General features: G+C 61.2%; 15 protein-coding genes. 5 read left to right on the top strand and 10 right to left on the bottom strand.

The annotated features are described in order from the left end of the window. Positions 1–9 precede the first annotated feature (9 nt). From AC1RTP_RS25335 to AC1RTP_RS25315, 5 genes are all read right to left on the bottom strand, one after another. A complete protein-coding gene (locus tag AC1RTP_RS25335; RefSeq protein ID WP_498611414.1) occupies positions 10–1395 on the bottom strand; it encodes a YfcC family protein in 1386 nt (461 codons plus the stop codon). 204 nt (positions 1396–1599) lie between these two features. Beyond that, the gene (locus tag AC1RTP_RS25330) at positions 1600–4269 is read right to left on the bottom strand and encodes a DNA topoisomerase III (protein WP_498611413.1); all 2670 of its coding nucleotides are present in this window, start codon (positions 4267–4269) and stop codon (positions 1600–1602) included. A gap of 147 nt (positions 4270–4416) precedes the next feature. Continuing rightward, the gene (locus AC1RTP_RS25325) at positions 4417–4881 is read right to left on the bottom strand and encodes a Smg family protein (protein ID WP_498611412.1); all 465 of its coding nucleotides are present in this window, start codon (positions 4879–4881) and stop codon (positions 4417–4419) included. 49 nt (positions 4882–4930) lie between these two features. Beyond that, positions 4931–6193, bottom strand: coding sequence for a DNA-processing protein DprA (dprA, locus tag AC1RTP_RS25320; RefSeq protein ID WP_498611411.1), 1263 nt, complete (start codon positions 6191–6193; stop codon positions 4931–4933). A gap of 5 nt (positions 6194–6198) precedes the next feature. After that, on the bottom strand, positions 6199–7302 hold the full coding sequence (locus tag AC1RTP_RS25315; RefSeq protein WP_498611410.1) for a LysM peptidoglycan-binding domain-containing protein: 1104 nt from the start codon (positions 7300–7302) through the stop codon (positions 6199–6201). Positions 7303–7478: 176 nt separating this feature from the next. Between AC1RTP_RS25315 and def the strand changes: the two genes are divergently transcribed. From def to AC1RTP_RS25300, 3 genes are read left to right on the top strand one after another with little or no spacing between them, the layout of a single operon-like run. Continuing rightward, positions 7479–8018, top strand: a complete 540-nt coding sequence (gene def / locus AC1RTP_RS25310) for a peptide deformylase (RefSeq protein WP_498611409.1) — start codon at positions 7479–7481, stop codon at positions 8016–8018. Positions 8019–8037: 19 nt separating this feature from the next. Next, positions 8038–8994, top strand: coding sequence for a methionyl-tRNA formyltransferase (fmt, locus tag AC1RTP_RS25305; protein ID WP_498611408.1), 957 nt, complete (start codon positions 8038–8040; stop codon positions 8992–8994). Further along, complete coding sequence (locus AC1RTP_RS25300) at positions 8995–9891, top strand: LysR family transcriptional regulator (protein ID WP_498611407.1); 897 nt, start codon at positions 8995–8997, stop codon at positions 9889–9891. On the opposite strand, the gene AC1RTP_RS25295 is transcribed toward AC1RTP_RS25300, so the two are convergent. The 3 genes from AC1RTP_RS25295 to AC1RTP_RS25285 form a co-directional block, all read right to left on the bottom strand. Continuing rightward, complete coding sequence (locus tag AC1RTP_RS25295) at positions 9873–10274, bottom strand: tautomerase family protein (protein ID WP_498611406.1); 402 nt, start codon at positions 10272–10274, stop codon at positions 9873–9875. The two genes, AC1RTP_RS25300 and AC1RTP_RS25295, sit on opposite strands and share 19 nt — an antisense overlap. Positions 10275–10472: 198 nt before the next feature. After that, positions 10473–11150, bottom strand: coding sequence for an isochorismatase family protein (locus tag AC1RTP_RS25290; protein ID WP_498611405.1), 678 nt, complete (start codon positions 11148–11150; stop codon positions 10473–10475). A gap of 13 nt (positions 11151–11163) precedes the next feature. After that, the gene (locus AC1RTP_RS25285; protein WP_498611404.1) at positions 11164–12024 is read right to left on the bottom strand and encodes a pirin family protein; all 861 of its coding nucleotides are present in this window, start codon (positions 12022–12024) and stop codon (positions 11164–11166) included. Between the two features lie 98 nt (positions 12025–12122). Between AC1RTP_RS25285 and AC1RTP_RS25280 the strand changes: the two genes are divergently transcribed. Both AC1RTP_RS25280 and metH read left to right on the top strand, forming a co-directional pair. Then, positions 12123–13028 carry a LysR family transcriptional regulator gene (locus AC1RTP_RS25280; RefSeq protein ID WP_498611403.1) on the top strand — a complete coding sequence of 302 codons (906 nt, stop codon included), beginning with the start codon at positions 12123–12125 and terminating at the stop codon, positions 13026–13028. 195 nt (positions 13029–13223) lie between these two features. Further along, complete coding sequence (gene metH / locus AC1RTP_RS25275) at positions 13224–16991, top strand: methionine synthase (RefSeq protein WP_498611402.1); 3768 nt, start codon at positions 13224–13226, stop codon at positions 16989–16991. 90 nt (positions 16992–17081) lie between these two features. On the opposite strand, the gene AC1RTP_RS25270 is transcribed toward metH, so the two are convergent. Beyond that, complete coding sequence (locus tag AC1RTP_RS25270; protein ID WP_498611401.1) at positions 17082–18368, bottom strand: ABC transporter permease; 1287 nt, start codon at positions 18366–18368, stop codon at positions 17082–17084. A 9-nt stretch (positions 18369–18377) separates the two neighbouring features. Further along, positions 18378–19316 (bottom strand): ABC transporter ATP-binding protein, encoded by a 939-nt coding sequence (locus AC1RTP_RS25265; protein ID WP_498611400.1) that lies wholly within the window; start codon positions 19314–19316, stop codon positions 18378–18380. Positions 19317–19323 lie beyond the last annotated feature (7 nt).

Below are 19323 nucleotides of genomic sequence, written 5' to 3'. Positions count from 1 at the left end.
CCTGCCATCCTACCAGTTCATGAGGCAAGGCGGCACCAGCAATGCCAGCGCAAGGACAAGGTAAATCAGCTGTAGCGGCACCATCCAACGCGCCCAAGTCAGCCAAGGAATGCGCGCCAGCGCCAGCACGCCCACTGTGATGCCCGAAGTCGGGATCATTGGCGTGGTGAATTCGCCAAACTGGAAGGCCAGGATCGCGGTCTGACGCGACACACCGACCAGGTCGGCCAATGGCGCCATGATCGGCATGGTCAGCGCCGCCTGGCCGCTGCCAGAGTGGATGAAGAAGTTGATCACCGACTGGATCAGGAACATCTTCTGCGCCGAGAAGATCGGCGAAGACGAAGCCACCAACGGCATCAGGCCGTGCAGCATGGTGTCGATGATGTGCGCGTCACGCGCCAGCACCATCGTGCCACGAGCCAGCGCAATCACCAGCCCGGTGCCGACCAGGTCCTTCGAGCCCTGCACAAAAGCCGCCACGGCCTCGTCGGAGTTAAGGCGCCCAATCAGCGCCACCACGATAGTCATGGCCAGGAACAGCGCGCCAATCTCCTCGATGAACCAGCCGAACTTCACCACACCGAACACCATGCCGCCCAGCGTGGCGACAAATATCCACAGCACCAGGCGATGGCGCATTGTCATGCCTTCAAAGCCGCTGAAATCGACCACGCCTTCTGCGCGCTTTTCAAGGTCCAGCAAATAGGTCGGACTTTTCTCCGGATGGCGCTTGATGCGCGCTGCCCACCACATCAGGAAAGCGATTGTCACTCCCGTCGCAATGAACCACACGATCACACGATATCCAATCCCCGAGAACATCGGCACGCCCGCAATGCCCTGCGCGATGCCCACGTTGAAGGGATTCAGGAACGCCGCACAAAAGCCCACCTGCGAGCCAAGAAAAGGAATCGACACGCCCGTAATCGTGTCATACCCCAGCGCCAGCGCAAGCGGCACGAATATCAGAATGAACGGAATCGCCTCCTCATTCATGCCGAACGTCGCCCCGCCAATTGAGAATAACGTCACGAACACCGGAATCAGCGCCGCCCGCACCACACGCGAACGAGAATGCGCCTTCGCGATGGATTTGATCATCGCATCAATCGCCTGCGTCTTGTGCAGCACATTGAAGGTGCCGCCCGTGAGCATAACGAAGCCGATAATCAGCCCCGCCTCCGCAAAGCCCTTGATCGGCGCCATCAGCAGCGCGGCAAGCCCCTGCGGCTTGCTCTCGATGTAGTGGAAGGTATCCGGATCAACCAGCTGCTTGCCGTTGACAAGGTGGGTCTCGTACTTCCCGCCCGGAACCAGCCACGTAGCCAGCGCAATCAGCGCCAGGATGATGAACAACAGGACGAAGGTATTTGGGAGCTTCAGTTTTTTCATAGTTTTTATGGATCAAAGTCGGTGCCAGGTCTGTCATTCGGACAACCAATCAGCTTCTTTGACAAATCTCAATACGTCCAAAGCGCCCTTTTGGCGTATTGAGATATATCAAACGTGAGCGCTAGCTGTCCGAATGACAGACCTGGCACCGACTTTTTCATTCAAACGCACAAATGGAAACGGGACCGCTTGGGTCCCGTTGGTTTATTCCGCTGCGGCGGTTTTCTTGGCGGCTGCCTTTTTAGCTGCCGGCTTTTTGGCTGCAGCTTTTTTGGCTGGGGCCTTTTTCGCGGCGGCTTTCTTGGCGGCTGGCTTGGCGGCGGCTGGTGCTGCTTCTGCTGCGCCCTCCTCGGCTCCGGCTTTGGCCGCCGTTTTCTTGGCCGGTGCACCCGGCTTGGCTTTGCGTTCTTCGAACTCGAAGCTGATCTTGCCGTCTTTGCCGCGTACCAGGAAGGCTTTGAATGGCCGGCGGGTGCGCTGCGAGATGAAGCCTGGCAGCAGGTCGGTCTTGCCTTCGTTGAGCAGCTTGGCCATCTGTTCCGGCAGGATCTCCTGTTGCAGGATGATGCGGCCGGAGCGGAAGTCGCAAGTCTTTGGCTTGGCTACCTGGTGTTCGCAAACATAGGCCAGGCCCATTTCGTACACGCCACCGGCGCATTTCGGGCAAGGACCGAGCGGGGTCTGGCCGGTGAAGTCGACGCCTTCGCCGTCTTCGCCTTCCTCGTCGTTCTGGCCGAAGTCGAATTCGAGCTTGAAGTTATTGATGTCTTCATCGCGCACGATACGCAGGATCGCGGCGAACGGACGGCCCATCTTGGAGCGGAAGCCTTGCAGCGGGCCGATGGTGCGGTCGCGCAGCAACTGTTCCACTTCTTCGATTTCGAACTGGCGGCCGCCTGGTACCTTGGTCATCGAGAATTCGCACTTGGTGCAGGCGAAGCGGCGGTAGTTTTCCTTGACCACGCCACCGCAGTTCGGGCACGGCGATTTCAGCGTCGCATAATCGCCCGGGATGGTGTCGTTGTCGTATTCCTTGGCGCGCTTGACGATGATCTGGGTCATCTGGGCGATTTCGCGCATGAACTCTTCACGCGAAATGCGGCCCTTCTCCATCTGCGACAGCTTGTATTCCCACTCGCCGGTCAGTTCCGGTGCGGTCAGTTCATTCACGCCCAGGCCGCGCAACAGCGTCATGAGCTGGAATGCCTGCGCCGTCGGCATCAGTTCGCGCCCTTCGCGCAGCAGGTATTTCTGGGTCAGTAGACCTTCGATGATGGCTGCGCGCGTGGCTGGCGTGCCGAGGCCCTTGCCCGCCATGGCGTCGCGAAGTTCGTCGGAGTCGACCAGCTTGCCCGCGCCTTCCATGGCGGACAGCAGCGTCGCTTCGGTATAGCGTGCAGGTGGTTTGGTGACCAGGCCATTCGGTGTGACCTTCTCGGTCGCCACTTTCTCGCCCTTGGCGACCGGCACCAGGTTGCCGCTGCCTTCCTTGTCGTCATCGCCGGCTGCATCCTTGCCGTAGATGGCCAACCAGCCAGGGTTGGTCATTACCTTGCCCTCAGTCTTGAACTGGTGGCCGGAGACTTCGGTGAAGCGGGTGGTGACCAGGAATTCCGCAGCCGGGAAGAACACGGCCATGAAGCGGCGCGTCACCAGGTCATACAGCTTCTGTTCCGGTTCGCTCAGGTTCTTCGGCACGATGCCGGTCGGGATGATCGCGAAGTGGTCGCTGATCTTCGTGTTGTCGAAGATGCGCTTGTTCGGCTTGACCCAGCCCTTGTCCAGAATCTGCTTGGCGAACTGGTTGTAGTTGTTGCTCTCTTTAAGGACTTCCAGCGTGTCCTTGACGGTCGGCAGGTAGTCTTCCGGCAGGTGGCGGGAGTCGGTACGAGGGTAAGTCAGCACTTTGTGCTTCTCATACAGCGCCTGCGCCAGGCCCAGGGTGTTTTTGGCGGAGAAGCCGAAACGCGAGTTGGCTTCGCGCTGCAGCGAGGTCAGGTCGAACAGGCCAGGCGACATCGAGGTAGTCGGCTTGGACTCCTCGCTGACGTTGCCCTGCTTGCCCTTGCAGGCCATTGCGATCGAATCGGCCGCGGCCTTGCTCCACAGGCGCTCAGCGCGCTTCTCCGGATCGTGTTCGTCTTTCTTGAAGTTGGTGTCGAGCCAGCGGCCTTCGTACACGCCGGCGGCGCACACGAATTCAGCGCGCACTTCCCAATAGTCGCGCGACACGAAATTCTTGATCTTCTCTTCGCGCTCGACCACGATCGACAGGGTCGGCGTCTGCACGCGGCCCACGGTGGTCAGGTAGAAGCCGCCCTCTTTCGAGTTGAAGGCGGTCATGGCGCGGGTGCCGTTGATGCCGATCAGCCAGTCCGCTTCCGAGCGGCAGCGGGCGGCGTCGGCCAGCGGCAGCATTTCGTCGTCGCTGCGCAGATGGGTGAAACCGTCGCGGATCGCGTTCGGCGTCATCGACTGCAGCCACAGGCGCTTGACCGGCTGTTTCGCTTTCGCATTCTGCGCGATCAAGCGGAAGATCAGTTCACCTTCGCGGCCCGCGTCGCATGCGTTAATCAGGGTGGTAACGTCTTTACGCTTGATCAGCTTGTTCAGTACCTTGAGGCGCGATTCAGTCTTGGCGATCGGGTTCAGCGCAAAGTACGGAGGGATCATCGGCAAATGGGTGAAGGTCCATTTGCCGCGTTTGACGTCATGCTCTTCCGGCACGGCGATTTCGAGCAGGTGACCCACTGCCGAGGACAGCACGTAGTCGTCGGATTCGAAATACTCATCGTGCTTGCTGAAGCCGCCAAGGGCTTTCGCGATATCGTTCGCGACGGAAGGTTTCTCAGCGATGATGAGGGCTTTACTCATATTTATAGTTCTCGTCGGTGTATGCGGCAGCGCGCATAATACAACATTCGCAAGTAAACTCAGGCAAGCGGCTTCAGATTGAAGTCACAATGCTGCGAATATTATTACGGAATTGGCCGGCGTAGGGCAACGCCGGCAAGAGCGTGCTTAGTGCAACAGACGCGGAGCCTGTTCTTCTTCGGCGCCGAACAGGTCGTCAAACATCAGGGCGTCCGGTTCCTTGCCCTGGCTCCACAAAAGCATCAGTACGATAATTTTCAGCTTACCCAGTGAAACAGGCGCCTCATCCAGCGCCAAAGCGCGTTCGATGACGATTTCACGTTGCAGCGGGGACAGAAGGCCGGCGCTTTCCAGGAACTGGATAAAACCGACTGCAGAGGCGCCCAATACGTCCAGCTCCTGGCGCACATAGAAACGCGTGCCAGTCGAAGTGGCCGCCAACGATGGCTCGCCACCAGCCATGGCGGCAAGATCGTTCAGCCAGACCAGCGCCTCGGAAATCTCTACGTCGTCGAAACCGACTGCGGAAAGTTTCTTTGCCAATGCTGCGGGTTCAGGGCAGGCATCAGGGCGGTAATAGGTCTCGTACAGATAAACCAGGATGTCAAACATGGCGCTACTTTAGCAGGATTGGCGAGCCGGGCACAAGCATTTGGGCGTTTCAAAGGCTTTTCAAACGCTGGAAAGCGCCGCCAGGCAGCCTTTCCACCACACCTGCAAGCTCCAGCGATAGCAAGCTTGCGATCATGTCACATGGCGCAAGTTGCAACCTTGTTGCAAGTTCATCGGCGCCGATCGGGTCATATCCGATGGCGGCCAAAAGCCAGCCTGCGGTCTCGTCGACCGGCACCGCCGGCATGCCCGCTCGGCCCTTTTGCCCTGCGCGGCCAGGCTCGCGCAGGCCCAGGTCTTCCAGCAAGTCCTCCGGTGAGGCCACCAGCCTGCCGCCCTCGCGGATCAGGGCGTGGCAGCCCACTGATTGCGGCGCGTGCAGTGAGCCGGGCAGCACATAGACGTCGCGCCCCGCATCCAGGGCCGCGTGGGCCGTAATCAGGGAGCCGGACCTGGCTGCCGCCTCTATTACCAAGGTCGCCCGCGTCATGCCGGCAATGATGCGGTTGCGGATCGGGAAGTGCTCGGCTCGGGCGTGCGTCGAGAGCGCGAACTCGCTAATTAAGCAGCCGTCTTCGGCAATGCGGCGCGCCAGGGCGGCGTTACGGCGGGGGTAGATGCGGTCGATGCCGGTTCCGATGACGGCCACCGTCCCGCCCTGCCCTTCAAGCCCGCCTTCGTGGGCGGCCGCGTCGATGCCCAGCGCCAGGCCGGACACTACGAGTAGCCCGGCCTCGCTCAGGGCCTGGGCGAACTGGCGCGCATTGGCTTTGCCTTGCTGGGTGGCGTTGCGAGCACCCACTACCGCCACGGCCTCGCGCTGGAGCAGCTCCAGCCTGCCTTTGGCATACAGCAGCAGCGGCGGATCGGCGATGTGCTGCAAGGTCGGCGGATATTCAGGGTCGCCGAACAGGACCAGGTGGTTGCCTTCCTGCGCGGCCCACTCCAGCGTAGTTTGCGCCATGGCGCTTATGCGCTCCGGCATAGGACCGGCGAGACAGCGCGCCGCCTCCAATGAGATTTCATTGTCGCTGTCGCTGATGCGAGTGAAGCGGCGGTCGGGCCGCGCGCTGTCGGCATCCGCAGTCGCCAGCATACGCAATGGCAGCGGCGCAGCATCGTCCTGCGCTGGTGGCGCGGCGAGTCGGGCATTAGCGGCGGTGAAAACTGCTTGGGGGGTTTGGTACTGCTGGAGCAGCTTGAAGGCTCCGTGGCGGCCGACGCCCGGCGTATTCGCCAGGCGCAGCCAAAGCGCCAGGCTGTGAAGGTCCTGGCGCTCGGGGGTGGGGGCAACCGTGTCCTGCACGGCCATCGGATTTACTCCGCAGTGTTGGCGACGTCTCCCACGACGATTGGTTCAGTCACCTGCATGATCAAGCCGTACGACACGTGCTTGAACACACGGAAGATAAACAAGCTGCCCACCTGTTCATCCGGCAGCTTGACCTGGGGGTTCCCCATGCCGAACCAGCCTTTATCACCGCCCGGATCGGAAACCGTGTCACCACGATGGTACAGCTGCAGCACAGATCCGATATCGAGTCCGTCAAGCTTTCCGCGATTAATGCTCACAACCTGGTTCTGGCCAGCGTGGGTCACGCCGCCATACACAGCCAATACGCGTGCATTGACTTGCACTTCTGGTGGGTGAGGCATGTAGTTCTGCATTGGCATTGGCGGCATTGCCATCAGCAAGTCGCCCTTGCCCATTTCTTCCTTGGCGTTCGCAACCTTGAAAGTGTGCACATCCGTGCCCGCTGCCGCGGCAGCTTCAAGCTTCAGGGTGCCGAGGTAGAAGGCCTCCTGCGCCACCACTTCCTTGGTAACAGGATCAATCAGCGGTTTGCCCGGACGGAAGACCTGGAAGGACTCGCCGCCCTTCAGGTTGCCGCGCACATAGGCTTTGTCGTCTTTGCCGAGCATGACGCGGGCGCCGCGCGTCGCAATGATGCGCGGTGCGTTTTTCAGCTCGTCTTCTTCAATAATCAGTGGCTGGCTCAGGAAAGGCTCGATCACGCCGGACGGAATCGACTGCACGGCTTCCTTGCCCAGGCCCTGGGTGCGCAGCTGCGGCTCCAGCTTCATGTCGCCGGCGCCGCCGGAACCGTCACCGCCTACCTTGTTACCAAGGCGCAGGCGGCCAGCCTCGCGGTCGAACCAGACGATCTGGCCCGGGTAGATCCAGTGAGGATTGGCGATTTCCTCTTTATTCATGCCCCAGACCTGCGGCCAGCACCAAGGCTTGTCGAGGAATGTGCCGGCGATGCCCCACAGGGTATCGCCTTTGACAACGGTATGGCTGTCCGGCGCGTTCGGTTTGAATTCACAGACGATCGTCTTGGCATGGGCCGAAACGGCCGTCACACCGCAAAACAGGGCGGCGGCCACAAGGCGGCGGCTGCTTATGCTAAAATTTTTCATTGATATATCCGTTAAGTGCGGCAATGACGGAAGGCCACAAAAGGCTTGCCTCACTGAAATCAAATTCTGCCCATATTACCCTGATGAAGCAAGGAATTCGTGTCACAGAAGCAATCGTGCACACGTAATATGCGCTATTTTCCGCACAACTATTGTTGTTTGACTAAGATATTACCGTGAAACTGAATATTCTCCGCTATCCCGACCCCCGCCTGCACAAAGTTGCCAAACCCGTCGCAGTGTTTGACGACCGCCTGGCAAAACTGGTGGAAGACATGGCGGAAACCATGTACGACGCACCTGGCATCGGCCTGGCCGCCACGCAGGTGGACGTGCATGAGCAAGTTGTGATCATCGACGTAACTGAAGATAAAACCGGCCTTACTGCCTTCATCAACCCGGAAATCCTGTGGTCGAGCGAAGAAAAGCAGGTGTATGACGAGGGTTGCCTGTCCGTGCCGGGCATTTATGACGGCGTGGAACGTCCGTCCCAAGTGAAGGTACGCGCCTACAACGTCAAGGGCGAGCCGTTCGAAATCGACGCCGACGGCCTGCTGGCAGTCTGCATCCAGCACGAAATGGACCATCTGCAAGGCAAAGTGTTCGTCGAATACTTGTCTCCGTTGAAACGCAATCGTATCAAGACCAAAATGCAAAAAGAAGAACGTGGCATTCAGCGCGAAGAAGCGCTGCGCGCCGCCGGTCGCCGTTACTGATAGCAGCGGGGGAAGAAGCATGAAAGTGATCTTCGCGGGCACGCCTGAATTTGCGGCCGTCGCCCTCCAGGCTTTGCACGAAGCAGGTTTCGAAATTCCCCTGGTACTGACCCAGCCCGACCGCCCGGCTGGCCGCGGCATGCAGCTGCAGCCATCGGCGGTCAAGCAGTACGCCGTCAAGCACGGCATCGAAGTGCTGCAACCGCTGTCGCTGCGCATGGATGCCAAGGACCCGCAGCGCGCGGCGGAGGCGAAAGCCGCCCACGAGCGCTTGCTGGCTACCGATTACGACGTGATGGTGGTGGCGGCCTATGGCCTGATCCTGCCGCGCGCCACCCTCGACATCAAGCCTTGCCTGAACATCCATGGCTCGCTGCTGCCACGCTGGCGCGGCGCGGCCCCGATCCATCGCGCGATCGAGTCGGGCGATGCCGAAACCGGCGTCACTATCATGGAAATGGAAGAAGGCCTGGACACCGGCCCGATGCTGCTGATCGAGCGCATGCCGATCACGCCGCAGGACACCACCGCCACCTTGCACGACAAGCTCGCCGCCATGGGCGCCGAGATGATGGTCAAGGTGCTGCACAAAATGGAAAAAGGCGTGGTGGAAGCAGTGCCGCAGCCGGAACACGGCGTCACCTACGCCAACAAGATCCTGAAAGAAGAGGCGGTGCTGGATTTCACCCAGTCCGCTCGCGAAATCAGCCGCAAAATCCGCGCTTTCAATCCCTTCCCCGGCGCGCATGGCGAAGTGAATGGCACGGTGATCAAGCTGTGGGGCGCTGAAGTGCTGGACGGAGGCAGCAGCGCCGAACCCGGCCAGGTGATCGCAGCCGACGCGCACCACGGAATCGTGGTCGCTTGCGGCGAAGGCACACTGCGACTGACGCAGCTGCAAAAACCGGGCGGGAAACGCCTGCCTGCCGCTGAATTCATCAAAGGCTTCCCGCTTGACGGGCAGCGTTTCCAGTAAATGGACCAACTTGCGGCGCTGCGCGCGCTCCGCCGCGTTGTTGAAATGGGCAGCTTTACGGCTGCCGCCGATGCACTCGGCATCTCCCACACCATCGTCTCCCGCCAGGTGCGCCAGCTCGAAGAGCATCTCGGCGCACAGCTCCTGAACCGCACCACACGCCGCTTCGCATTGACCGATGCCGGTCGCGATTACGTCGAATCCACGCGCCAGGTGCTGGACCTGCTGGACGATGCCGACCGCAATGTCGGCCGCCACCAGGCCGAACCCACCGGCATCCTGCGTATCAATGCGCCCATGGCCTTCGGCACCATTGAAGTGGCGCAATGGCTGCCTGGCTTCATGGCGAAATACCCTGGCCTGCAAGTGGACCTGGTGTGCAATGACCGCATAGTGGATCTGATCGAAGACGGCTTCGACGTTGCGCTGCGCCTTGCGCGCGAGCTGCCGGATTCCACGCTGGTTGCACGCCGTTTGGCCAGCAGCAAAGTACTGCTCGTCGCCAGCCCCGGCTACCTGCGCTCGCACGCCGCGCCCGTCGCGCCAGCCGACCTGTCGCAACACAACTGCCTGGTGTACACGGCCGCCGCACGCGCCAATGAATGGGCGCTGGTTGGCCCGGATGGCGAAGAACACATTGTTTCCGTGCACGGCACGCTGCAAGCCAACACCAACGTCGCCCTGCGTGCTGCAGCGGTGGCCGGCCTTGGCATCGCCAACGCCGCCGCCTTCATTGTGCGAGAAGAACTGGAGCGCGGCGCATTGGTGGAAGTCCTGCCAGGCTTTACGCCCAAGGCACGCGAGCTATACGCCCTCTACCCGCAGAACCGCCACCTCTCGCCGAAGGTTCGCGCCTTCGTCGACTACGCCGCCAGCGTTTACATCAACATCTTCTGAACTGCGCGGAATTGCTGCGTAAGTCCGCCCCAGCCCCAGGCCGCAGGGCGCGCGTCGTCGATGTGGATGTAGCTCACTTCATGCAGCTCGCCGAGAAGCTCCTGCAGATCCTCGTAGACCGCCGCGATATAGGCCGACTTCTCGTTGGCGGTGTTGGTCTCGTCGGTCACCTTGATATCGAAGAAGAAGCTTGCCTTACCCAACTCCGCCAGCGATTCGCCGCCGACAAACCACTGCTCGTGCGGCGTGTAGTGCACGGCGATGGCGGTCAATGCCGGCGCCTTGTGCAGGATTTCGCCGGTGTGCTTCATCAAGATGTTGCTGACTTTTTTGGCAGGCACTTGTTCCGGGGTGCCGCTGACGGTGATGTTCAGGATGGGCATTTGAAGCTCCTTCAAAGTGGTTGGTTGATGGAGCCATCTTAGACATTGGGGCGGCAAATTGTTAGCCGCCCGGCAACACATGATTTGTGCTAATCCAGCACAAATGTCCACCGTGGGGTCAGGAACGAAAGTGGACATTCCCTCAGGAATGTCCACTTTCGTTCCTGACCCCACGGTGGACATTTTCGTTTGCGCAAATCAGCGGGATGAATCGAGCTGCTCGTGCTCGTTCGCCACTTGCTGCGCCTTGCCGTAGCTTTCGATCAGCAATTGGTACGCTGGGAAGATCTTGGTGTAGACCTGCGCCCATTCGGCGGCGTCATCACGGTTCCAGGTCTGCTGCAATTCGGACGCCACGCCCGCCGTATCGATCGGCACCACGCCTGCCTGCACTACGCGCGCCAGGGTGATTTCCTGCGCCATCTTGCTGTAGGTGCCGGAGGCGTCGACCACGGCGAACACACGGTAGCCGTCATACGCCGCAGCGATCGAAGGGAAAGCCATGCACACACTGGTAATCGTGCCTGCAATGATCAGGGTCTTGCGCCCGGTCGCCTTCACCGCCGCCACAAAGTCCGGGTTGTCCCAGGCGTTGATCTCGCCACGGCGCGCCACGTATTTCGCATGCGGCGCGTTCTCGTGGATTTCCGGGATCAGCGGGCCGTTCGGGCCCTGTGGCACCGAGGCTGTGGTGATGACCGGCAGCTTGGCCAGGGAAGCCATCTTGGCCAGCGCCGCTGCGCGCGCCCGTAATTCCGGCATCGGCATGTCGCCCACGGTCTGGAACAAGCCGCTCTGGTGATCGATCAACAGCATGGCGGTATCGGCTGGATCAATGACCGGACGCTGGCCGTTGAAGTTTGCTGGGGTGCTCATGGTGAATCTCCTCTTAATGTTGGCCAAAGCGGCCTTGGTTAAAGTCGTTAATCGCTTCTACAATTTCCTGCTCGGTGTTCATGACGAAAGGGCCATGGCCAACGATTGGCTCATTCATCGGCTCACCGCTCAGGAGCAGGACCGATGCATCGCTATTAGCTTCGATGACAGCGCTCTGGCCTTCCGCATCGAGCATGACCACTTGCGCTTCACGAGCAATGCTTTCGCCGTTTACCAGCACCGTGCCGCGCAAGACAACCAGCATGGCGTTCCAGCCTCCAGGCAAAACCAGCTCGGTAGCGCCGCCTTGCTTCAGGCGCATATCCCACACATGCATCTGGCTGTGGGTGTGCGCTGGACCCCACCGGTCGTCGTACTCGCCGGCGATGACGCGCAACTGTCCGGCGCCGTTCGGCAGGTCAACGGTCGGAATGGCGTCGGCGGTGATGGCCTGATAGCCGGGCTGCGTCAGCTTGTCGCGGGCAGGCAGGTTGACCCACAACTGCACCATTTCCAGCACGCCGCCTTTGCGGGTGAATTCAGGCGAATGGAATTCGTCATGCAGGATGCCGGAACCAGCCGTCATCCATTGCACATCGCCCGGACCGATCAAGCCGCCCTCGCCGGTCGAATCGCGATGCGCCACTTCGCCCTGGTAGACGATGGTGACGGTCTCGAAACCGCGGTGCGGGTGCGAACCGACGCCGCGCGGAGCGCTGCCTGGTTCAAACGTGGCAGGGCCGGCGTAGTCCAGCATCAGGAACGGGCTGGCTTGCTTGCCGTGGCTGCGGTAATTGAACAGTGAGCGCACTGGAAAGCCGTCGCCCACCCAGTGGGGAGCTTGTGCGCCGTAGATGCCGAGGACTCGCTTCATTGCCATCTCCTTGATTGGTTGAATGTAGACAGCTTAATTTCAGGACGAACACCCGGGTAGTCTGCTAAATTGCGTTGCACAGTCCTATTTTTAGAACGATGGAAGATCTAAACGACCTGTATTACTTCGCCCAGGCGGTCGAACATGGCGGTTTTGCCCCGGCCGGGCGGGCGCTGGGCATGCCAAAGTCCAAGCTAAGCCGCCGCATTGCCCTGCTGGAGGAGCGGTTGGGCGTACGCCTGATACACCGGACCACGCGCCAGTTCACAGTCACCGAGGTGGGCCAGACCTTCTACGAGCATTGCAAAGCCATGTTGGTGGAGGCGGAAGCTGCGCAGGATGCCATCGTCGCCGTGCGCGCCGAGCCAAGCGGCACGGTGCGGCTAAGCTGTCCGGTCGCCCTGCTCCATGTGAACGTGGGTGAAATGCTGGCTGATTTCATGATGGCCTTCCCCAAGGTGCAGGTGCAACTGGAGGCCAGCAACCGACGGGTGGATCTGGTGGCAGAGGGCATCGATGTGGCGATCCGCGTGCGCCCCCTGCCGCTGGAAGACAGCGAACTGGTAGTGCGGCAGTTGGCCGACCGCGCAATCTGCCTGGTCGCCAGCCCTTCCCTGGTCGAGCGCATGGGGATGCCTGGCACTCCGGCCGCGCTAAGTGGCTGGCCGAGCCTGGGCCTGGGTCAGCCGCAGCAAACGCATAACTGGGAGCTGTTCGGTCCCAGCGGCGCCCTGGCAACCGTATTCCACCAGCCTCGTTTCGTTACCACCGACATGATCGCCCTGCGCAAAGCCGCCCTGGCAGGCGTCGGCGTGGTCCAGCTGCCGCTGCTGATGGTGAAAGAACAACTGGCAGCGGGCCAGCTGGTACGGCTGCTGCCCGAATGGGCGCCCCGGCGCGAAGTGATCCACGCCGTCTACCCCTCCCGGCGCGGCATGCTGCCCTCCGTCCGCGCCCTGCTCGACTACCTCGCAGCCCGCTACGCCGCCCTCACCGAAGATTGACGAAATGTCCACCTTGGGGTCAGGAACAAAAGTGGACATTCTTCCAGGAATGTCCACTTTCGTTCCTGACCCCAAGGTGGACATTTCGCATAAGCAAATGCCGAATTTGTATCGGCGGCTGGGGGTGGTGGCCGGGGGAAAATGCTGCTTTGCCGTATAATTTCAGGTCCACGTTGCCCAACCCGCGATATCAAAATGACTAACACGACCCGTCCAACCGCCAAGACCGAAGCCCAGCTGCGCGACATCCTCGCCAAGCGCATCATGTTCCTGGACGGTGCGATGGGTACCATCATCCAGCAGTACAAACTGGATGAGAAGGCATACCGCGGCGAGCGCTTCGCTAATTTTGCGGCGCCGGAAGGCAGCGGGCACCGCGAGCTGTTCGTCAAAGGTAATAACGAGCTGCTGACCCTGACCCAGCCCCAGGTGATCCAGGAAATCCACGAGCGCTACCTGGCTGCCGGTGCGGACCTGATCGAAACCAATACCTTCGGCGCCACCTCCATCGCGCAGGACGATTACTTCATGGCCCACCTGGCCTATGAAATGAACGTGGAAGCGGCCAAGCTGGCGAAGGCCGCCACCGCCAAGTATTCCACGCCCGACAAGCCGCGCTTCGTCTGCGGCGCGCTGGGCCCGACCCCGAAGACCGCTTCCATTTCGCCGGACGTGAACGACCCAGCCGCCCGTAACGTCACCTTCGACCAGCTGGTCGCGGCTTACTACGAGCAAGTGCGCGGCCTGGTAGATGGCGGCTCCGACGTGCTGCTGGTGGAAACCATCTTCGACACCCTGAACTGCAAGGCCGCGCTGTTCGCGATCGACCAGTACTTCGACGAGCGTCCTGAAATCGAGCGCCTGCCGCTGATGATTTCGGGCACCGTCACCGATGCCTCCGGCCGTATCCTGTCCGGCCAGACCGTGCCTGCTTTCTGGAACTCGGTTCGCCACGCCAAGCCGCTGACCATTGGCCTGAACTGCGCACTGGGTGCGACACTGATGCGTCCATACGCCGAAGAGCTGTCGCAGATCGCCGACACCTTCGTCTGCATCTACCCGAACGCCGGCCTGCCTAACCCAATGAGCGACACCGGCTTCGACGAGCTGCCGGAAGACACTTCGCGCCTGCTGCGCGAGTTCGCCGACGCGGGCTTCATCAACGTGGCCGGCGGCTGCTGCGGTACCACGCCTGACCACATCGCCGCTGTCGCCAAGCTGCTGTCCACTGCCACGCCGCGCAAGCTGCCGCACGTGCCTGTGGCGCAGCGCCTGTCCGGCCTGGAGCCGTTCACCATCGACGACGACTCGCTGTTCGTCAACGTCGGCGAGCGCACAAACGTGACCGGCTCCAAAGCTTTCGCGCGCATGATCCTGAACGAGCAGTATGACGAGGCACTGTCCGTCGCGCGCCAGCAGGTGGAAAATGGCGCCCAGGTCATCGACATCAATATGGACGAGGCGATGCTGGACTCCCAGGCCGCCATGACCCGCTTCCTGAACCTGATCGCTTCCGAGCCTGATATCTCGCGCGTCCCGATCATGATCGACTCTTCCAAGTGGTCGGTCATCGAAGCGGGCTTGAAGTGCGTGCAGGGCAAAGCCGTGGTGAATTCGATCTCCATGAAGGAAGGCGAGGAAGAATTCATCCGCCAGGCGAAACTTTGCCGCCGCTACGGCGCCGCCGTGATCGTAATGGCCTTCGACGAAACCGGCCAGGCCGACACCTTCGCGCGCAAAATCGAGATCTGCGAGCGCGCCTACAAGGTGCTGACCGAGAAAGTCGGCTTCCCGCCGGAAGACATCATCTTCGACCCGAACATCTTCGCCGTCGCAACCGGTATCGAAGAACACAACAACTATGCGGTGGACTTCATCGAAGCCACGCGCTGGATCAAGAACAACCTGCCGCACGCCAAGATTTCCGGCGGCGTGTCCAACGTATCGTTCTCCTTCCGCGGCAACGACCCTGCGCGTGAAGCGATCCACACCGTGTTCCTGTACCACGCGATCAAAGCCGGCATGACCATGGGTATCGTCAATGCCGGCATGATCGGCGTGTACGACGACCTGCCAGCCGAACTGCGCGAGCGCGTGGAAGACGTGGTGCTGAACCGCCGCGACGACGCCACCGAGCGCATGATCGAATTCGCGGCGACGCTGAAAGGCGGCGCCAAGCAGGAAGCAGCCAACCTGGAATGGCGCAATGCGCCGGTCGAGAAGCGCCTGGCGCACGCGCTGGTGCATGGCATTACTCAGTTCATCACCGACGACACGGAAGAAATGCGCCAGCAGGTGTTCAACAGCGGCGGCCGTCCGATCAATGTGATCGAAGGCCCGCTGATGGACGGCATGAATATCGTCGGCGACCTGTTCGGCCAGGGCAAGATGTTCCTGCCGCAGGTGGTGAAGTCGGCACGCGTGATGAAACAAGCCGTGGCCCACCTGATTCCTTATATCGAGGAAGAGAAGAAAGCGGAAGAAGCGCGCACCGGTATCGTGGCCAAGCCAAAGGGCAAGATCGTGATCGCCACCGTGAAGGGCGACGTGCACGACATCGGCAAGAACATTGTGTCCGTGGTCCTGCAGTGTAATAACTTCGAAGTTGTGAACATGGGCGTCATGGTGCCGGCCTCCGAGATCCTGGCGAAAGCCAAGGCGGAAAATGCGGACATCATCGGCCTGTCCGGCCTGATCACTCCGTCGTTGGAAGAGATGGCGCACGTCGCGAAAGAGATGCAGCGCGACGAGCACTTCCGCATGCTGAAGATCCCTCTGCTGATCGGCGGCGCGACCACCAGCCGCGCCCACACCGCGGTGAAGATCGCCCATAACTACGAGGGCCCGGTGGTGTACGTGCCGGACGCCTCGCGCTCCGTATCGGTGGCGCAGTCGCTGTTGACCGACGAGCAGCGCAACAAGTTCGTGGAGGAACTGGACCACGACTATGCCCGCATCCGCGAGCAGCACGCCAACAAGAAGGCGCTGCCGACCGTATCGATTGAAACGGCGCGCGCCAACAAGGCGAAGCTGTCGTTTGCGCCGGTGCGTCCAAAGTTCGTTGGCCGCCGCGTATTCAAGAATGTGGACCTGGCGACGATCGCCGAGTACATCGACTGGGGCCCGTTCTTCCAGACCTGGGACCTGGCCGGCCCCTTCCCTGCCATCCTGACCGACTCAGTGGTGGGCGAGGCTGCTTCCAAGGTGTTCGAGGAAGGCAAGGCGCTGCTGAAGAAGATTATCGATGGCCGCTGGCTGACCGCCAATGGCGTGATCGCCCTGCTGCCGGCGAATACCGTCAATGAAGACGATATCGAGGTTTATTCCGACGAGTCGCGCTCGGAAGTGGCCTTCACCTACTTCGGCCTGCGCCAGCAGGGCCTGAAGCCGGTGATCGACGGCGTGCAGCGTCCTAACCAGTGCCTGTCGGACTTCATCGCGCCTAAGGACTCGGGCAAGCAGGATTACATCGGCATGTTTGCCGTGACCGCGGGCCTGGGTATCGAGAAGTATGAGAAGCGCTTTGAAGATGCGCACGACGATTATTCGTCGATCATGCTGAAGGCGCTGGCTGATCGTCTGGCGGAGGCGTTTGCGGAATACCTGCACGAGCGCGTGCGTAAGGACCTGTGGGGCTATGCGTCGGATGAAGCACTGTCGAATGAGCAGCTGATCAAGGAAGAGTATCGCGGCATTCGCCCTGCGCCGGGGTATCCGGCTTGCCCTGAGCATACCGTAAAGGCGGATGTGTTCAAGGTGCTGAATGCGAATGAGATCGGGATGGAGCTGACGGAGTCGTTTGCGATGTTCCCGGGGGCGGCGGTTTCAGGGTTCTACTTTGCGCACCCGGAATCGAAGTACTTCACTGTTGGCAAGATCAATGAAGACCAGGTGGTGGATATGGCTGCGCGTCGTAGCGTGGCCAAGGACCAGCTGGAGCGCTGGCTGGCGCCGAACCTTTAAACCGGTACCCCGGTGTCTGACCCGCAGGGTCAGACACCTGTGACGCGACGGCTGCGGGCTGGTGTCTGACCCTGCGGGTCAGACACTGGTTTACCGGGTTTGGGCGCGGAAGCGCCAGATCGCCAGCGTCCCAAACAGTGCAGCAAACGCCAACTGTACGCCTGCAGTCTGCAACGCCACATTCATCCCCAACCCACGCCAGGTCATGGCATCCAGTCCATCGACCGCCCAGCGCGTCGGCACCACAAGCGTCAGTTGCTGCATCCAAGCCGGGAACACAAACGTCGGCACCCAAGCCCCGCCCAGCATCACCAGGATCAAGGTCGCAAACACCGCCAGCCCACGTGCCGCCTCCGGTGTCTTTCCAAACGCCGCAATCAGCAGCCCGAACGAAGCCGTCATCAGCGCAAACGCCACCACCACCAGCACAAAACCAGCGACATTGGTGATCTCCACCTTAAAGATCAGCATCGCGCAGAAGAAGATCGCCACCATCAGTCCCGCCGCAATCATCGCGCCGGACAGCGCACGCGACACGAGCACCTGCGACATGGTGATCGGCGCCGCCAGCAAGCGGTTCCAGATGCCCATGCGACGCGCCAGCAGGATGCCGATGCCCAGGTCAATCCCCATGAACAGGATGAACTGCACACCCATGCCCGCAAACGCGTGCGCATAAGCGTTGTACTTCGGTCCCGAGCTGAGCGCCTCGTCCGTCGTGGTGAACGGCACGCTCAGGTTTCCGCCGCCAGTGGCCACGGTGCGCTGGCTGTCAGCCTTGCTCGCCTCATGGTCCTGGTACTTCTTCAAGCCGCCCAGGAGGTTCATTAACGCCTGCTTGTCGTCGCTTTCAGGCACCTGCTCCAGCTGTTTCAGGTTCGCCTCGGTGAACTTGCTGCCGGAAGCGCCGCCCATTACTTCCCCGGTCACGCCTTGCATCACGTGCTGGGTCAACAATCCCTTCACCATCGCCAGCACGGTCGATTGCGATGGGTCGTAATACAGCGGCAAGGCAGGCTTGCTGCCTGGCTGGAACAGGGACTGGCCCGACGCATCGCCAAAGCCTGCCGGGATCACCACGGCCACCATCAGCTTGCCCGCGCGGACTTTGTCCTTGGCATCCTGCTCGCTCAACTCCTGGACCGTCAGCGTCGGATCGGCCTTCAGCGCATCGCCGATCTTGCGACCGATAACGCTGGTGTCCTGCTGCACGAGGCCGATCTCGATCTTGCTGTTGTTGCCGCCGCCGGCTCCGCCGAACAAGGAGCCAAAGAACGCCGCCAGCACAATCGGCATCAGCAGGTTAAGCATCAGCGCGCGCTTGTCGTTCAGGTAGAGAATCAGATCCTTGCGGATCATCGCAATAATTGCTGTCATCGGAATTCCTTAGTCGCGCAGGGTGCGGCCGGTCAGGGAGAGGAAGATGTCTTCCAGCTTGGTGCGGGCAGTCGAGAAATGGGCCAGCGGGTGGCCCTGCTCGTCCAGCCAGCGCAGCACCGGCGCGGCATGCGTCGTCGCGTGCAGGCTGATGTCGATCTGCGCGCCCTCATGACGCACGCCAGCCACGCCAGGCAAACCTGCCAGCGCAGCCACCACCGTTTCCGCCGGCGTGCGCGCAACGTCCGCCAGTTCCACCTGCAGCGCAGCTTGCGCAGGCAGGCGGCGATACAGCTCCGCCGGCTCAGCGTCGGCCAGCACCTTGCCGTGGTCGATGATCACGATGTGGTCCGCCAGTCGCTCCACTTCTTCCATGTAATGGCTGGTGTAGATCAGCGAGCGGCCCTGCGCCTTCAATGCTTCCAGCGTGTCGAAGATGGCATTGCGGCTCTGCGGGTCGACGCCGACAGTCGGCTCGTCGAGGATTAGCAGCTGCGGATCATGCAGCAGCGCCGCCGCGATATTCAGGCGCCGCTTCATGCCGCCCGAGAAGGTGGCCGGCTTGTCCTTGGCGCGGTCCGACAGGCCCACCAGCGCCAGCACTTCCTCCGCACGCTTGGCCAGCGCGGAACCTTTCAAGCCATACAGCGCGCCAAACAGTTTAAGGTTTTCAATTGCGGGCAGCTCTTCATACAATGCCAGGTCCTGCGGCACCAGCCCCAGTTTCTGCTTGGCTGCGCTGGCGCCCTGGCCTACCGGTTCGCCATCCAGCGTGACGGTCCCGCTATCGGCTTTGATCAAGCCGCAAATCATGCTGACCGTGGTCGACTTGCCGGCGCCGTTTGGCCCCAGCAGGCCGACCGTCTGCCCGCGCTGCACCTGGAACGAAACTCCGTCGACCGCGCGCCGTTCCCCATAAGACTTGCTCAATCCGCTGACGCTTAACACTGCTACT

The organism is Pseudoduganella sp. GW821-FHT11H04 (assembly GCF_058807935.1).
This window is presented reverse-complemented; position numbering and strand designations above follow the sequence as displayed.

Excerpts from the sequence above, each read along its gene's own strand:
- AC1RTP_RS25335 (WP_498611414.1), bottom strand. The coding sequence starts at position 1,395 with ATGAAAAAACTGAAGCTCCCAAATACCTTCGTCCTGTTGTTCATCATC.
- AC1RTP_RS25330 (WP_498611413.1), bottom strand. The coding sequence starts at position 4,269 with ATGAGTAAAGCCCTCATCATCGCTGAGAAACCTTCCGTCGCGAACGAT.
- AC1RTP_RS25325 (WP_498611412.1), bottom strand. The coding sequence starts at position 4,881 with ATGTTTGACATCCTGGTTTATCTGTACGAGACCTATTACCGCCCTGAT.
- dprA (WP_498611411.1), bottom strand. The coding sequence starts at position 6,193 with ATGGCCGTGCAGGACACGGTTGCCCCCACCCCCGAGCGCCAGGACCTT.
- AC1RTP_RS25315 (WP_498611410.1), bottom strand. The coding sequence starts at position 7,302 with ATGAAAAATTTTAGCATAAGCAGCCGCCGCCTTGTGGCCGCCGCCCTG.
- fmt (WP_498611408.1), top strand. The coding sequence starts at position 8,038 with ATGAAAGTGATCTTCGCGGGCACGCCTGAATTTGCGGCCGTCGCCCTC.
- AC1RTP_RS25300 (WP_498611407.1), top strand. The coding sequence starts at position 8,995 with ATGGACCAACTTGCGGCGCTGCGCGCGCTCCGCCGCGTTGTTGAAATG.
- AC1RTP_RS25295 (WP_498611406.1), bottom strand. The coding sequence starts at position 10,274 with ATGCCCATCCTGAACATCACCGTCAGCGGCACCCCGGAACAAGTGCCT.
- AC1RTP_RS25290 (WP_498611405.1), bottom strand. The coding sequence starts at position 11,150 with ATGAGCACCCCAGCAAACTTCAACGGCCAGCGTCCGGTCATTGATCCA.
- AC1RTP_RS25285 (WP_498611404.1), bottom strand. The coding sequence starts at position 12,024 with ATGAAGCGAGTCCTCGGCATCTACGGCGCACAAGCTCCCCACTGGGTG.
- AC1RTP_RS25280 (WP_498611403.1), top strand. The coding sequence starts at position 12,123 with ATGGAAGATCTAAACGACCTGTATTACTTCGCCCAGGCGGTCGAACAT.
- metH (WP_498611402.1), top strand. The coding sequence starts at position 13,224 with ATGACTAACACGACCCGTCCAACCGCCAAGACCGAAGCCCAGCTGCGC.
- AC1RTP_RS25270 (WP_498611401.1), bottom strand. The coding sequence starts at position 18,368 with ATGACAGCAATTATTGCGATGATCCGCAAGGATCTGATTCTCTACCTG.